This is a genomic window from Streptantibioticus silvisoli, assembly GCF_027947535.2.
GTDB lineage: Bacteria > Actinomycetota > Actinomycetes > Streptomycetales > Streptomycetaceae > Streptantibioticus_C > Streptantibioticus_C silvisoli.
In genome coordinates this window covers 1-15,083 of sequence record NZ_JAAGKO020000001.1, presented here as the reverse complement: position 1 = coordinate 15,083, position 15,083 = coordinate 1, and the positions used below count along the sequence as shown (strand labels likewise).

The window sequence follows — 15,083 nt, the reverse complement described above, 5'->3', positions numbered from 1 at the left end:
CTCAGACGGTCTGCAACGGCGAGCGGATGCCCAGTTCGACGGCGACCGGGCCCACGGAGGCGGTGGGCACCTTGGTGTGGCGCAGCTTCGCCAGCGCCTCGTCGCGGGTCATCGCCCCGAGACGGACGTGGTGCGCCATCTCGTAGACGTAGGGGTGGTAGCCGTACTTGCGCAGGTGGTCGAGGATCAGGAGGCCGTTGAGGCGGCAGTTGGTGGAGCAGGAGTCGGTGTCGCGCGGCGCCTGCCAGCCGTGCTCGGCCAGCACCGACAAGGTCTTGGCCTCGCTGTAGTCCGAGGCGTACAGCGGGTTGACCAGGCCGATGGGCAGTTCACCGGAGTCGTGGGTCCAGGTGTCGAGACCGTCCTTGAGCTCCGGTGCGGTCAGCCGGACCGGGTCGAGGTTGCGGTCGACCACCTCGCGCAGAAAGGAGGTCGGCACGAACGCCGAGGTCGTCATCTGTCCGGGGGTCCAGCCGCCGGCCAGCAGGGAGACGCCGTAGGAGGAGGCGGTGCGCATGCCCGCCGCGAAGACCATGCCGATGCACGAACCGCACGCGGCCGTGGAGTACTTCACCGTCTCCGGGCCGAAGTCCCCGGTCAGGGCGCTGCGGTAGACGCCGTGCATCAGCTTGCGCTGGGGGCGCAGGACGATGTGGTCGGCGCCGACGCTGTCGAGCACGGCCCGCATGTTGGCCGCGGTGACCTCGGCGAGGAAGCCGTTGTCGAGGGTGAGGGCCAGCACGCGCAGGCCGCGGTTGGCGACCAGGTCGATCAGCGACAGTGAACTGTCCTTGCCGCCGCTGTAGAGCAGGACGACGTCGTAGTCCGCGCCCCTGGCGCGGCTGGCGGCCAGGACGGAGTCGACCGCCTCCTGGCTGCCCTCGATCCGCTCGGCCTCGCTGCGGCAGTAGTTGCACACCCCGTCGGCGTCGAACCCGGCTTCGGGAAACGTCTCGGGCAGTACGCACCGCACACATACCCGTGCGTCGGTCTCGACGACGACGGTTCCGTCCTGATCGGTGAACAATGCGCCGCTCATACGGTCCTCCTTCAAGGCGTGGTGGTGGAGTTTTCCAGCAGGGTGAGGCCGCAGCCGGTGGCATCGAGCCGGGCGCGGGCGCCGACCGGCAGGGTGAGCCTCGGCTCGGTGTGCCCGAAGTCGACGTCCACCAGCACCGGCAGGTTCCTGCGCCCGACCACGGCGCGCACGACCTCGTCGAAGTCCCCGGACCCCCCGGCCGCGGTGCGCGGCCGGAAGTGCCGGCCGATCACCAGCCCGGCGATCCGGTCGAGCAGGCCGCTGTCCGCCCACTGCGTCAGATGGGCCCACACCTGGTCGGGTCCCATCTCCAGGAACTCCAGGCAGACGATCGCGCCCTCGACGTCCGGCAGGTACGGGGTGCCGAACAGCAGGCTCGCGGTGGGGGCGCAGCCGGGCAGCAGCCAGCCCTCGGCGGTGCCGGGCAGCAGGCAGCGCCAGGTACCCGGCACCGCGGTGCGGCGCCGGTCGTCCGTGCTGTCCCACCACAGCGACTCGTCCGTCCACTGCGGCGGCGGTGCGAGCTCCACCGGCGCGGTGCGCGGATCGAGGCACGCGCGCAGGTTGCCGACGGTGTACGGCCACGGGCCGCCGAACTCGCCCCACTCGGAGATGACCATCGGACCGTGGAAGGACACCAGCCGGGCCCGCGACAGCGTCGCCCACAGCACGCTGGTCAGGTCGCTGTAGCCGATGATCGGCTTGCCCGCCTCACGGACCAGGTCCCAGTCCACGTACCGCAGGACCGTGGAAGAGGTGTGCCCCCCGGTGGTCCCCATGATCGCCCCGACCCGGTCGTCGCGCAGCAACCGGTGCAGATCCGCGGCCAGTTCACGCGGATCGGCCGCGCCGACACCCGCGTTCGCCACCGTGGACGCGGCGGTGACCACCTCGAACCCCGCGGTGCTCAGGGCCTCCATGGCCCGGCCCCAGCGCCGCGGGAACAGCGCGGGCGCGGGAGAGGAGGGGGTCCACAGACCCAGGGCCTGCCCCGGGGCGGGAGCCGCGGGCACCCGCAGTCCCAGCCGGTTGACCACCATCGTGCCGTTCACCAGGACAACTCCAACCGGGGGAAGAGACGGGGAGGCGTGCCGACGCGCAGTCCGGTGACCACGACGCCGTCCGGCCCGTGCGCCGCGTCCCGCAGGCCGAGGACCTCCCGCAGCCGGCCGGCGGTGGCCGGCAGTACCGGGTCGATCAGCCGGGCCACGGTCGCCAGCGCGCCGGCGGCGTGGTGCAGCACGGTGTCGAGCGCGGCGGCCGCGGCCGCGTCCTCACCGGCCGACCGGGCCAGCCGCCACGGCTCGCGTTCACTGAGGTAGGCGTTGGTCCGCCGCACCAGGTCCCACACGTGGGCGACGGCCTCCCGGTGCTCGAAGCGGTCGAACGCCTCGGCGCTGGCGTGGCACGCGGTGGTGGCGGCGGCGAGCAGGCCGGCCTCCGGTGCGCCGGGCGTGCCCGGGGGCGGTACGGTCCCGCCGCGGTACCGGTGCAGCATGGCGGTCACCCGGTCGACGAGGTTGCCCAGCCCGTTGGCGAGGTCGTCGTTGTACCGGGCGACCAGCCGCGGCTCGGTGAAGTCGGTGTCGGACCAGGGGGAGAAGTCCGCCAGCATCAGGTACCGCAGGGCCTCGGCGCCGTAGCGGTCCATCAGGTCGACGGGGTCGACGACGGTGCCGGAGGTCTTGCTCAGCTTCTGGCCGGCCGAGGTGATGTGCCCGTGCACCACCAGGTCGGTCGGCAGCGGCAGCCCGGCGGACATCAGCATGGCCGGCCAGTACACGGCGTGGAAGCGCGCGACGTCCTTGCCCAGCACGTGCACCCGGCGCCGCGCGCCCTGCCAGAAGCGGTCGTAGAGCTCGCCGCCCCGCGGACCGCCGAGCGCGTTGACGTAGCTGGTGAGGGCGTCGACCCACACGTACATCACCTGGCCGGGATCGCCCGGGACCGGGATGCCCCAGCCGCCGGCCCGCTCGGCGGACCGGGAGACGCTGATGTCCGCCAGGCCGGCCCGGGCCATCGCCAGCATCTCGTTGGCCCGCGGCGCCGGGGTGACGCGCGTGCGCCCGTCGGTGAGGGCGGCGATCACCTCGTCCTGGTAGCGCGAGAGCCGGAAGAAGTAGTTGCGCTCCCGGACCGCGACGGGCTGCTCACGGTGGACCGGGCAGCAGCCGGAGACCAGGTCGGCCGAGGTGAGGAACTGCTCGCAGCCGACGCAGTAACTGCCCTCGTAGAACCGGCTGTAGATGTCGCCGCGGGCCGCCATCCGCTCCCACACCGCCGTGGCGCCCGCCGCGTGGTCGGCGTCCGCGCTGGTGCGCACGAAGCGGTCGGGGACGACACCGAGGGCGGACAGCAGCGCGGTGAAGCCCGCGGCGTGCCGGTCGACCAGGTCGCGCACCGGCTCGCCGCCGGCGCGGGCGGCCCGCACGTTCTTCAGGCTGTTCTCGTCGGTGCCGCTGGACAGGAAGACCTGCTCGCCCCGGCTGCGGGCGTGCCGGGCGTAGACGTCGGTCTGCACGTACTCGAAGGCGTGACCCAGGTGCGGACGGGCGTTGACGTAGGGGATGGTGGTGGAGACGAAGACCGGCGCGGTCATCAGTAGAACCTGCCTTCCTCGCTCAGGAACAGCGGCTGCCCGGCCTCGTCGCCGCACTCCTGGCAGTCGCCGGGCTTCGCCGGCACGACGTGGCCGAAGACCGCGACACCGGGCCGGGCGGCGCAGGGCGGGCACAGGGTGCGCAGGTGGCCGTTGCGCTCGACGGTGGTCTCCAGCAGGCGCCGGGAGCGGGAGCGCAAGGTGGTGTCGTGCCGGTCCAGCAGGTCGCGGACCCGTTCGGGGGCGGGCAGTTCGCCCAGCGGTACGCGGTGCAGCGGGAACCGGGTGCAGAGCGTCACCGCGTCGGGGGAACGGTCCAGACCGATCACCAGCGGGGTGCCCGTGCGGTGCCAGTACTCCTCGGCCCGGGCCCGCGACCGGCTGCTGCCGCCCGCCTGCCGCACCTCGCACCGCAGGCCGGCCGCCCGCAGTCCGGTCAGCCACCGTTCACAGGTCGCCGGATCGCTCTGCGGCGCCGCGGTCACGCCGAGTTGCACCGGCGCGATGGTGCTGGGCAGCGCCAGGCCGCGGGCGTCCATGTGCAGCATCGCCGCGGTCGCCAGCACCTTGCCGGTGAAGCCGATGTCGATGATCTCGCGCCGCGGGCCCAGCGCGGAGCGCAGGCCGTCGGCCAGGACGTACAAGGTGGCCAGCACCGTGGGCCGCCGGTTCGGCAGCGCGGTGACCACCAGGTAGGTGACCTTGCCGTAGCCGGCCAGCTCGTCGGTGCACACGGTGATCGAGGGGATGCCGATGTCCCACAGCATCCGTTCGACGACCGAGCGGTGGAAGTCCAGGACGCTGTCGGCCTGTTCGGCCTCCACCAGCTGGTTGAGCTCGACCACCGGCCACACCAGCCGGTCGCGGAAGAGCGGCGGCGTGCTGCCGGGGAAGTGCCGCATGATCGCCCCGATGGCCACCAGCGGCCCCGCGCTGCGGTCGCGCTCCAGCCGGGCGATGGAGGCGACGATGTTGTCGGAGCGGAACTGCGCGTCGGGATCGCCCGGCACGTCGGTGAGTTCGTAGACGTTCCCGTACTCGCCGAAGACCCGCCGGTTGTCGGCCTGCGAGGCGAGGAAGCCGTGCTCGACGACCTCGGCCGGAAAACGTTCGCGGACCAGGGCCAGGTAGTCGTCGACCAGCAGCCGCACCGCGTCGACCCCGCGACCGCGCCACATCGGGGTGCCCTTGACCGTGGGCGGGCCCATGATGAACTCGGCGGCATCCAGGGCCCGCACGTACGGCTGTGTCGCCATGTCAGTCCCGTCCCTCGGGTACGGGGCCGAGCACCGCGGCCATCCGCAGCGTCGCGCCGCGCCGGCCGGGCTCCACGCTGTGGGTCCAACAGCTGGAGCGGCCGGCGACCGCCCCGGCCAGCACGCCGACCAGCCGGTCGGCCTCCGCGTCCTCGATTCCGTCCGCCTGGACCAGCAGCAGTTCGTCGGCCTGGCGGGAGCCGACCATGCCCCAACCGAGGGAGTACCAGCGCCCGCACAGGTCGCGCCGTGACGGGTCGACCAGGTCGAACCCGGTGCCGTACGAGCGCACGGCCCAGCGGCTGCCGTCCCGGCGCGCGGTGACGTGGGTGCCGTAGCGCACCCGGCGGGCGTTGCCGGCCGGCACCGCGTTGAGCGGGAACAGCTCCTCGAACCCCGATCCCCGCAGCACGGCTGTCACCGACTTCGCGGTGGTACTGGCGTACAGCACGGTGACTCCTTTCTGCGACGGGTGGGCCGGGGAGTTGGGGAAGTTGGCGAAGCCGGAGGGTGTGGGACGGGTGAGGTGGGGGGTGGGAGTTGGGGGGTGCGCAGCGTCTCGTGGCGCCGGGTCAGGCGGGGTTGAGGACGCCGTCGGGCGCTTCCTCGAAGGTCGTGCGCGGGGTGCGTGGGGTGGTCGCACCGGGGAACGTCTTGATGTGTGCGGTCCGGCCGGCCGTGCGGCGCGGTTCGTCGCAGGGAACGGTCATGACGGCGGACGCCGGACGACGTACACCCGCTTCGGCGGCGGCCACCACGTCGTTCGACGTGTCGTTGACCGCGATCTGACGGTGGAAGAGCCGGCCGGGGTGCGTGGCGTCTGCATTCTCACCGACAAAACCCGGCGTGCGGTGGTGACCGTCGGCCGATGTCGGGTGAGTTCCGTATTCCAGCGGGAAACGCGCGGAGTTCGCGGGATATACCTGAATGTCGAAAAGGTTGATACGCACCGGCTGCGATTCGCTGCCCGGGCCCAGGGGCGAGGAGACCGATCCGGCGATGTCCGCCCGACGTGCCGACCGGATGCCGCGAGCACGCCGGAAGCAGGCGGTTTCGTGGCCCACGAGGTCCTGCGGGCCGACCGGGAGGTCGTAGAACGGCAGGTCCATGATGTCCGGAGAGCACGGAACACCCTTGGCGGAGGCGGGTGCCGGGACACGTGTCTGCGAATTGAGCATGAGGGCCGTCCTACGGTGCGATCTTACATGCCGGGATGAGGTACGCGCAGCCAGGAAGGGATGGTTCGGACACGGGACTCGAAAGGTCACCAGTGATTGTGGGGCGGTAATTCGCACCGAGAAGAAAAAAGTATCAGACCTGCCTTCCTGCGCCGTACCGACCGTCCAGGACGGCCGCATTTCTCTCTTGCCGTGGAACACACATTCGGCAGCCCACATGGCTTGGTCCCATCGCTCCGCCCCCTCCGCCAGGACGAGTTGAGCCAGGTCGCGCAGCGGTCGGGCGGCTTGGATTCGCCGCCACGACGGCGATGCTCTTCGCGGCCGGCCGAGGCGTCCGAGGACGTGACGGATCTGCAATTACGCCTAGCGAGGCGCTTGATGGGGCATGAGCGTACACGACCTCTGAGACAGGGCGTCAGGGGTCGCGTGTCGGTTTTGATTTCCCTTGACGGGGCCGCGAACGACCCCCGAGCGCACTGTGTCCTATCGCTCCCACGTGGGGTTCGGGCAGCAAACGGGCACGCGTCAAGCCTGTTCGGGCGCGAATCGCCCGCCGTTTCAAGCCATCGGACATGATGGAGTGTGGCCAATTGCTGGAATCTGTTCGAGGGGCTTTTCGTCTCCACCCCCGCAATACCGTTCCCAGATGCCATGGAACGGGCATAGTAGACCAGGGCGCCCGTTCGAGGCGCTTGGTACTAGTATTTTCCCTAGAAATATTCTGGGAAGAGAGGATGCGGGGCGGGAAGAGAAATCGCAAAAAGCGTGACGATCTCCCGGCGCGGGTGCTCCCTTTACCGCCTCTCGTTGCCCAGCATGCTTCACCCCGCAAGGCGATTCCGGAAGACGGGATGGTCGAGGGGGAGGGGTTGCCCCCGGGATGGGTTGTTGTCGGGGGCGGGGTGTCGGCGGGGTGATGGCCCCTCCGTGCGGTCGGCCGGGGCGGATGTCCGGGTGCCGGCGGTCCGTCATCCCTCTGTCGGATCGCTGTGGCGTGCCGCTTTCCGCGTAGTCCTGCCCGGTCGTGGCCGCGCCGTCGGCTCGTCGAACGCATCGTGACCCGACCGCAGTTGTCGCGTGGGCGTCGCGTTCGCGCGGGACGCCGGTCATGATCACGCCGCCGGTGAGGCGCTGGTCCGTGGGCGTCGCGTTCGCGCGGGGCACCGGAGGTCGGGGTGCGACGACGCGCGCTCGGCCCGCCACGGGAACAACGGCTGCCGAACAGGGCCCCGGGGCCAACTCCGGTCGCCCGAGCGGGTGTCGGCGCCTCTCTCGGCACGTCTCCCGGTGCGACTCCAGGCGCTCTCGCGGTCCGCTGACCGGTCGCCGCAGGTCAGCGCGTGCCCCGGTCGGGATTGCTGACAGGGGGGCGGGTGGTGGCGGGGGCGAGGGCGGTGTGTCGGCACCCGTTCCGTCAATGTCCGTGCCCTGCTGCCCCGTTGCCTTTCTCTACACCCCTCTATTGCCCTTCCGTACTCCTCTCTGTACTCCTTCGTGCCCCGCTACGTCGCCGTCCGCGTGCCACCGCATCGCACTCGTCCGCCTGTTGCGCGACCGCCGCGCACGCGACCACATCTCCGCGGCGTCGTGCGGGGCCGGTGGAAGAAGGACGGCCGCGGCCCGTGCGACACCGGAACCCGTCGTGCCGGGCGACGGCCGTGGCCTCGTCGCCGGCGGGCGCCACCTCAGGGTCATCCTGGTCATACCCCCATGGTCATCGCGGCGCCGTCGGAGTAAGGTCCGGTGCCGCGACCTCAGTCGACCTGGCGTATCGGCGTGGGTCGCGATCGAGTCGGTGCCGTCGGCGGGATGCGGTGGCGGCCGGATGCCGCGCGGCTGCCCGCGGTGCGGGCGGTGGCCGGGACGGCGAGTTCGGGCCGCGACCCGGTAGTGTGCCCCCGAAAAGTGCATTCCGACCGGGACGACAGAGACCTTTGGCGAGCCTGTCTCCCCGGTTCAAGTGGCGCTTTCACTTTTCCAGCCCCGGCCGGCACACCGCGCCGAGCAAACACCCGGGACAATCAAAGCGGGCAATCAGGACTCTTGCTGGTGACGTGAGGATACTGGGCAATCGGGACTTCCGTCGCGGGACTTGAGGACGTATGCGTCCTGTCCGCTACGGTGGAAGTCAGTGGATCGCGTGCTAGGAAAGGCTACGGTTGATGACTGCCGGCTGGCTCAACTCTGAGAACTCCGAGGGGCCGACACTGGTCAGCTCGCGTGACGCGTTGTCATCGGGGTACTGCGATGACGAGACCGTGGAATCGATCACGAATATCCTCGCCGAATCCGAGCAGGGTGTGACCGACGCGACCGAGACGCTGGAGAAGCTGCAAGGGTTGCTCGAACAGATCCGGCACACGCCGGAGGGTGCCGACCGCATCTCGCGGATGAACGCCTTCGTCCGCACTCTCGGCCGGGCGGACAATCTCGCCGCCTTCCTCGAACTGATGCGGACGTCCCTGAAGTCCGGCCGCCCGTCGGAACACGACATCGCGGAGCGTTCCCGCGCCGGTCGGGCGCACTGCATCTACGGCTGGGCGGGCCAGTCACTGGTGCTGGCCTCGGAGAACAAGGCGATCGCCAGCACGACCCCCGCAGGCGCCGGGGTCGAGGAGTTCATGGGCTACCCGGTCGCGGAATGGCATGCCAGCATTCACATCTGGCAGCCGAATCCCGAGGCGCAGGGCTTCGAGTCGACCAAGCGACTCGAACCCGGTGCGATCGTTGAACCGGCGCATTCTCACCCTTTCGCGTTCGTGTCGTACGTGTCGGTCGGAGAGATGCGGCAGTCGATTTACCAGGAGACTTCCGAGGCGATGCCTGCCGGGGCCACCGACCGTTATCAGGATGTCGCTCTTGAGCGCGTTGACGGAGTGTGGCCGCCGCACCAGGAGTATGTGTCCAGCCGTCTTCGCACCGCCGAGGAACGCGTTCTCCTGAAGCAGGGAGAGAGTTACTTCATGTCGAACGACCAGATCCACGACGTGGAGGTGGACCGGAAGACCGCCGCCGACCGGCCGACCATCACGCTGTTCCTGTGCTCGGAGACCACTCGCATCGCGAATTCCTACATGGTGCCGTCGATGGCGGAGTTCCACCGTGACAACCCCGAACTGACGAGCCGGGCGAAGGCGCTCGATCCGGAGGAATGGGACGCCAAGCTCGACGCGACGGCCCGTTACCTACGCGGGGAAAGCGACCACCTGCGGCTGGGCGAGGTATTCGAGTGCGGTAGCTCGTACGCGTTCATGAACGTCTAGCGCGGTCCTGCTTCTGTCGGCCGGGCGTGGTCGCGACCGCGGTCACGGCCCGGCGAAGCCGTGAGTGAGGACATCAGCGACGGCGCCATGGGACGGGTCGTCGAAGCCGTCACCGAACGGGTCGGCGAGCGCGTCGGACACGTCGCCGTACTGGCGTGGCCGACCCGTCGCAGCTTCGGGAGCGGGCCGGCGTGCCGTTCCCGGCGTCACCGTCCGCCGGTCCTACGGACGTTGACGCGGTCGACATGGCCGTCAGCATCGCGGCCGGACAGGCGGTCACCCGAGCCGACGCGGTGACCGCCGCCGATCCGGCCTGTCCGGCCGCGGACGGGACCCCACGCCTCGCACCGCACACCGCCGCGCCCCCGCACGCGACTCCCGTCATCACCTGCACTCCCGTCATCACCTGCCTCCCGTCAGCACCAGGAAACTGTCCTCTTCACTTGAACGGATGGATGCGTGAACTCAACTGGCGGCCTCAGAACCGGTGATCCGCACGGATCGTCGGCCGTCCAGCAATCGATCGTGATGCTCAAGTGGCAACCGGAGCTCGCGAGGGAACTGCTCGAACGAACCCGGGTGCACGTCGTCCTGGACGAGTTCGACGTCGCGTACGCCGGTATCGACGAAAAACTGCTCTCCCGGGCGCTCTCGGTCCAGACGGTGAGTACGTTCTCCGCCCTGGAGGAGCTCGCGACCGTGGCGGTCTCGATCCGGTTGCAGGATCCGCACGTCGCCAAGGTCGTGAGTTATGCCGAGTTCTCCCAACTCGGCGCCGGGTACATCGCGGAGCTGCTGGGACTTGGGACCCCGGTCACCGCCTCGGTCGCCGCGCGCGACAAGCGGCTGATGAAGGACCTGCTCGCCGCCGCCGGGGTCGCGACGCCGGACTTCTTCTCCCTGCCCGATCCGTCGGACGCAGAGGCCGTGGCGGCGTTGGCGGAGCGCCTCACCTTCCCCGTCGTGGTGAAGCCGGCCGCCGGTTTCGGGACGATGAGCACCCACCGGGTGCGGGACGCGGCGGAGTTCCGCGAGGTCTGCCGGTCCTTCACCTACGAGCCGGTGCTGTTCTCCCGGCAGCTCATCGTGGAGTCCTTCGTGGACGGCGAGGAGTTGCACGTCGACGCCTACTGGGGCGCGGACGGGCCGCACTTCTCCTTCATCTCCCGCTACTTCGCGCCCCGCCTGGCGGTCCAGCGCGGTGAGTGCCCCCAGGACGGCGGCGAACTGCTGTCGCGTGAGGCGCACCCCGGGCTGTACGCCGGGATGGAACCGTTCGTCGAGCGTGTCATGGGCGCCCTCGGGGTCGTCGACACGATGATTCACCTTGAGGTGTTCCGGCAGCCGGACGGGCGCATCGTGTTCTCCGAAATCGCGACCCGGGTCGGCGGCGGATGGATTCCCGGCCTCATCAGTCAGGCTCTGGGGCGAAGCGTCTGGAAGGTCATCGCCGATCTGGCCATCGACGGCCGGACCGAGGCCCCGCGTCCGGTGGCGCCCTACATCGGCATGGTGCACCTGCGGCCGGACGCGCCCGGCCGCATCGTGCGGATTCCCGGCGTCGAGGACGTGATGGCGGTCCCCGGGGTGTTCGAGGCGCAGGTGTGGCACGCGCCGTCGGACGTGCTGGAGATGCGGCATCCCTCGGAGTGGGTGGTGTTCGCCTTCTTCGGCGCCGATACGTTCGAGGAGTTCGAGGCGCTGGTGCAGGAGATCCCGCGGCGGCTCCCCGTGGTCACCGTTCCGGTGGTGGGAGGATGACCGAGCCGTACCGAGTGGCGGACGGGCAGGTCCGCACGACCCTGCTGCTGTCCGAAATGCTGGCCGGCGGCGTCGCCCGGCTCAGTCCCGCGCTGCGGCAGCGGGGCTGGCGAGTGGTACTGGTCTCCGAGGTGGCCGACGATCCCAACGCCGCGGCGTGCGACGGCCACGTCGTCGTCGACTGGAACGGCACCGATGAGGACATCGCGGCGGCCGTGGAACGGGCCGGGGTCCGGCCAGCCGCGATCGTCAACATGGTGGAGTCGCTGATCCCGCGCCGCGACGCGCTCCTGGGGCACTTCGGCCTGGCGAACCCCAGTCCCGGCCTCGCCGCCCTGACGGACAAGGCCGCGGTCCGCCGGGCCGCGGACGCCGCCGGGGTCTTCCCCCTGCGGTGGACCGACGGTTCGATCGCGGAACTGGCGTCGGCGCCCCCGCGGGAGTACCCGGTGGTGCTCAAGCCGGCCGTGGTGAGCGGCGCCTCGCGCGACGTGCGGCTCGTCCACTCCCGGGAGGAGTTCGACCACGCCGTCGCCGGGCTGCGGGACGCACCGGTCCCGCTCCGCTTCATCGCCGAGGAGTTCCTGACGGGGGAGGAGTTCTCCGTCGACGGGTACGTCCTCGGCGGCAGGTTCACGACGGTCTTCGTCGCCGACAAGCCCGACCACGACTCGGTGCGGCTGCGTGACCGCGGCCTGCGGACGTCCCCGCCGGCGAGAGTGCCGGACCAGGCCGTCACCCGCTTCGTCGGAGAACTCCAGGTACTGGTGACCCGGCTCGGTCTCGACGGGGTGTGGCTGCACGTCGAAGGACGGGTGGCGGACGGGGGACGGGTGGGGCTGATCGAGATCAACCCCCGGCCCGGCGGCGGCCTGTACACCGCGGCGATCAAGCACCGTACCGGGATCGATCCCATCGAGGTCTCCCTCGACATGGCCCTCGGCGCCGCACCCGCGCCGGCCGAGGGCGTGCGGAACGCCGACCCGATCGCGATCGTCCCGGTCGGGGCCGAGGCGCTCGGCGTCGTCCACTGCCGAACGACCGCCGCCGAACTGCGGGAGGTCGAGGGCGTCCTCGACGCCTACGTCATCAACGGGTACCGCGTCTCCACCCTGGCCAAGGAGAACTTCTTCGCGGCGGTCATGGTCACCGGACGCGACGAACAGCAGTTGCGCGAGCGCGTGGCCGACGCCCTCGCGATCCTGACGTACGAGGTGTCACCGAGCTGAGGGCACCGGGGGTCGCTTCTCCGCTCCGGGAACCGCTGCTCCGGATTTCCCCGCTCCGGGGGCCGCTTCTCCGGGGGCGTCCTCCTGGGCGCACCCCGGTCCGGCGTACGCTCGCCTGACGTTGGCCTGTTCTCCGTACGCCCCGGCCCCGCGTCAGCCGAAGGACGAGGGGTTGCGGGCCGAGAGGAGGACGATGCCGCCCTCGGACAGTTCCATGCTCACGACGAGGTCCCTTCGAGCGGGGTCAGGGCGATGACGGGAATGACGCGTTCGGTCGCGCGCTGGTAGCCGGCGAAGCCGGGGTAACGACGGGCCTGTTCGGCGAAGTGGGCGTCGCGTTCGGCGCCGAGCAGTTCGACGGCGCGTACGGCGAGGGTCCGGTCGCCGACCTCGATCCGTACGTCCGGGTGGGCGATCAGGTTGTGGTACCAGTCCGGGTTGCGGTCGGATCCGGCCTTGGAGGCGAACACCAGGTACCGGCCCTGGTCGGACAGGTACATCATCGGGTTGATCCGGGGCGCCCCGGAGCGGGCCCCGACGGTGTGCAGCAGAAGCAGCGGCGCCCCCGCGAAGTTGCCGCCGACCTGTCCGTGGTGGGCGCGGAACTCGGCGATGGTACGGGCGTTGAAGTCGTTCGTGTCCGACATGGGTGTTCTCCGTTCCGGCCCCGGCCCACCCCGGCGCCGGGCGGCACCGGGTGAGTGGGTCAGGGGTGAGGGGAGCAAGGCGTGCGTGGTTCGGCGGTGCGCCCCTGAGCGGGGCCGGGGCGCGAACGGTTCAGGGTGCGGGAGGTTCAGGGCGCGAGCGGTTCGGCGTGCGAGCAGTCCGGTCGGCACCGGGTGCGGTGCGGACCCCGGGGTCGTTCAGTCGGTGGGAGTCAGGACGACCTTGCCGCTGATCAGGCCGGCCGCGCTGCGCTCGTGCACCAGGGCGGCCTGCGACAGCGGATGGCTGGCGGTGACCCGGACGTGGAGTTCGCCGGCGTCGACCTTCTTGGCGAGCGACGTGAGCTGGTCGGCGTCGGCCCGCAGTTGCATGCCCAGCGCCCGTACGCCACGGGCCGGATCGGCGACGGCGGGCGACGCGGTGCTGACGACGACCCCGCCCGGCCGGGTCAGCGCGGTCAGCTCCGCCATACGCGCTTCGGGGGCGCCGACCAGGTTGAGTACCACGTCGACCGGCTCGGTGAGCGCCTCGGCGGGGCCGGTCACGGTGTGGTCGACGAGCTGGTCCGCGCCGTCCGCACGGACCGCTTCGGTGCTGCGCGGGCCGGCGGTGGCTATCACGAACGCCCCGGCGCCCTTGGCCAGTTGCACGGCGAACCCGCCGACGCCGCCGCCCGCGCCGTTGACGAGCACCCGCTGGCCGGGTCGCAGCCCGGCGTGCTCGAACAGCGCCTGCCAGGCGGTGAGCGCGGTGGCGGGCAGCGCCGCGGCCTCGGTCAGCGGGATCGTGGTGGGCGCGGGCGCCAGCAGGGCGGCCGGGACCGTGACGAACTCGGCGGCGGCCCCGTCGAGCAGCATCGGCAGGAAGCCGACCACCTGGTCCCCGGCCACCCGGCCGGTCGCGCCGGCGCCGAGCCGTACGACCGTTCCGGCGACGTCGATGCCCGGGACGTGCGGGAGCGCGACGGGGAAGACCTGCCGCAGCAGGCCCGCGCGGATCGCGGCGTCGACGGGGTTGAAGGAGGTCGCCGCGACCTCGATCAGCACCTCGCCGGGCGCCGGCTCCGGCCGGGCGGTGTCCTCGTAACGCAGGACGTCCGGGGCGCCGTACTCGTGGAACCTCAATGCCTTCATGGGAAGCCTCCTCAGATGCTGCGAATTCGAAGCATGTTGCGACCCTACTCCTGCTTTGAATTCGTAGCAAGTAGGATCTGCCCTCATGTCTCCCACCTCGCCCCTCGATCCCGAGCAGCTGGCCGCCTACTTCGCCCTGATGGAGGTCAGCAGCCTGCTCCAGCACGCCGTCGACCAGCAGCTGCGCGAGGAGGGCGGCCTCAGCTACACCCAGTTCCAGATCCTCGCCACGCTCGGTGAGAACCCCGACGGCCGCCGGCGGATGACCGACATCGCCGACCGCCTGGTCCACAGCCGCAGCGGACTGACCTACCAGGTGGCCCAGCTGGCGAAGGCCGGCCTGGTCACCCGGGAGTCCTCCAGCGACGACGAACGCGCCGTGATCGTCGCCGCCACGCCGCAGGGCCTGGCCCTGCTCGGCCGCGTACTGCCCGGTCACGTCGACCTGGTCCAGCAACTCCTGCTGGCGCCCCTGACCGCCCGGGAGGCCACCGTCCTCGGGGGCCTGCTCGGGCGCATCCGCACCCACATGACCGCCATCCCGCCCCGCTCGGCGGCCCCGCGCCGCAAGAACGCGCCCAAGTCCTGACCGCCCGGCGCGCGCAGGGCGGCGGCCGGCCCTGAAGGCCCGCCGCCGCAGGGCCACGCCAAGCCCTGACGGTCCCGAGCCGCAAGGTCGTGCCGACTTCCGACGGTCCCGAGCCGCGAGATGCGCCCAAGCCCTGAAGGCTCGCTCGCGCCGGGCTGCCGGGCCCCTGCGCCGCCGGAGCGCCGGATCGCTGGGCCGCCGCGCCGGAGGGCCCCAAGCCCTGACGACCCGTCGCCGTGGGGACGTCCAAGCCCTGTCGGCCTCGCGCCGCAAGCCCGCGTCAAGTCCTGCCGGCCCGGCGCCGCAAGACCGCCCCGGCCCCTGACGCCCCCGCCCGCGCCGCGCCCCCGCGCCGTCGGGTCAACTC

General features: G+C 71.2%; 12 protein-coding genes. 4 read left to right on the top strand and 8 right to left on the bottom strand.

Features of this window, described 5'->3' with window-relative positions; genetic code table 11:
- Nucleotide 1: 1 nt before the first annotated feature.
- The 6 genes from POF43_RS00060 to POF43_RS00035 form a co-directional block, all read right to left on the bottom strand.
- Entirely contained in the window at nt 2-1,039 is a 1,038-nt protein-coding gene (locus POF43_RS00060) for an adenine nucleotide alpha hydrolase family protein (RefSeq protein WP_271323340.1), read from the bottom strand.
- 11 nt (nt 1,040-1,050) lie between these two features.
- Entirely contained in the window at nt 1,051-2,091 is a 1,041-nt protein-coding gene (locus tag POF43_RS00055) for a S66 peptidase family protein (RefSeq protein WP_271314452.1), read from the bottom strand.
- On the bottom strand, nt 2,088-3,638 hold the full coding sequence (locus tag POF43_RS00050) for a methionine--tRNA ligase (RefSeq protein ID WP_271323339.1): 1,551 nt from the start codon (nt 3,636-3,638) through the stop codon (nt 2,088-2,090). Before POF43_RS00050 ends, POF43_RS00055 begins: the two co-directional genes overlap by 4 nt.
- Nucleotides 3,638-4,894 carry a hypothetical protein gene (locus tag POF43_RS00045; protein WP_271323338.1) on the bottom strand — a complete coding sequence of 419 codons (1,257 nt, stop codon included), beginning with the start codon at nt 4,892-4,894 and terminating at the stop codon, nt 3,638-3,640. The genes POF43_RS00050 and POF43_RS00045 overlap by 1 nt, the downstream gene beginning before the upstream one ends.
- 1 nt (nt 4,895) lies before the next feature.
- On the bottom strand, nt 4,896-5,345 hold the full coding sequence (locus POF43_RS00040) for a hypothetical protein (RefSeq protein WP_282704339.1): 450 nt from the start codon (nt 5,343-5,345) through the stop codon (nt 4,896-4,898).
- Between the two features lie 121 nt (nt 5,346-5,466).
- On the bottom strand, nt 5,467-6,003 hold the full coding sequence (locus tag POF43_RS00035) for a hypothetical protein (RefSeq protein ID WP_271325938.1): 537 nt from the start codon (nt 6,001-6,003) through the stop codon (nt 5,467-5,469).
- A gap of 2,330 nt (nt 6,004-8,333) precedes the next feature.
- On the opposite strand from POF43_RS00035, the gene POF43_RS00030 reads away from it, so the two are divergent.
- The 3 genes from POF43_RS00030 (at nt 8,334) to POF43_RS00020 (ending at nt 12,328) form a co-directional block, all read left to right on the top strand.
- The gene (locus POF43_RS00030) at nt 8,334-9,338 is read left to right on the top strand and encodes a hypothetical protein (protein WP_271314704.1); all 1,005 of its coding nucleotides are present in this window, start codon (nt 8,334-8,336) and stop codon (nt 9,336-9,338) included.
- 459 nt (nt 9,339-9,797) lie between these two features.
- On the top strand, nt 9,798-11,099 hold the full coding sequence (locus POF43_RS00025) for an ATP-grasp domain-containing protein (RefSeq protein WP_271324376.1): 1,302 nt from the start codon (nt 9,798-9,800) through the stop codon (nt 11,097-11,099).
- Complete coding sequence (locus POF43_RS00020) at nt 11,096-12,328, top strand: ATP-grasp domain-containing protein (RefSeq protein WP_271324377.1); 1,233 nt, start codon at nt 11,096-11,098, stop codon at nt 12,326-12,328. The genes POF43_RS00025 and POF43_RS00020 overlap by 4 nt, the downstream gene beginning before the upstream one ends.
- 218 nt (nt 12,329-12,546) lie before the next feature.
- Here POF43_RS00020 and POF43_RS00015 read toward each other — a convergent pair whose 3' ends face one another.
- On the bottom strand, nt 12,547-12,975 hold the full coding sequence (locus tag POF43_RS00015; protein WP_271324378.1) for a nitroreductase family deazaflavin-dependent oxidoreductase: 429 nt from the start codon (nt 12,973-12,975) through the stop codon (nt 12,547-12,549).
- Nucleotides 12,976-13,191: 216 nt separating this feature from the next.
- Nucleotides 13,192-14,127, bottom strand: coding sequence for an NADP-dependent oxidoreductase (locus tag POF43_RS00010; protein WP_271324379.1), 936 nt, complete (start codon nt 14,125-14,127; stop codon nt 13,192-13,194).
- A gap of 85 nt (nt 14,128-14,212) precedes the next feature.
- Here POF43_RS00010 and POF43_RS00005 point away from each other — a divergent pair, with 85 nt between their 5' ends.
- Nucleotides 14,213-14,716 carry a MarR family winged helix-turn-helix transcriptional regulator gene (locus POF43_RS00005; RefSeq protein WP_271324380.1) on the top strand — a complete coding sequence of 168 codons (504 nt, stop codon included), beginning with the start codon at nt 14,213-14,215 and terminating at the stop codon, nt 14,714-14,716.
- The last annotated feature ends 367 nt before the right edge of the window (nt 14,717-15,083 follow it).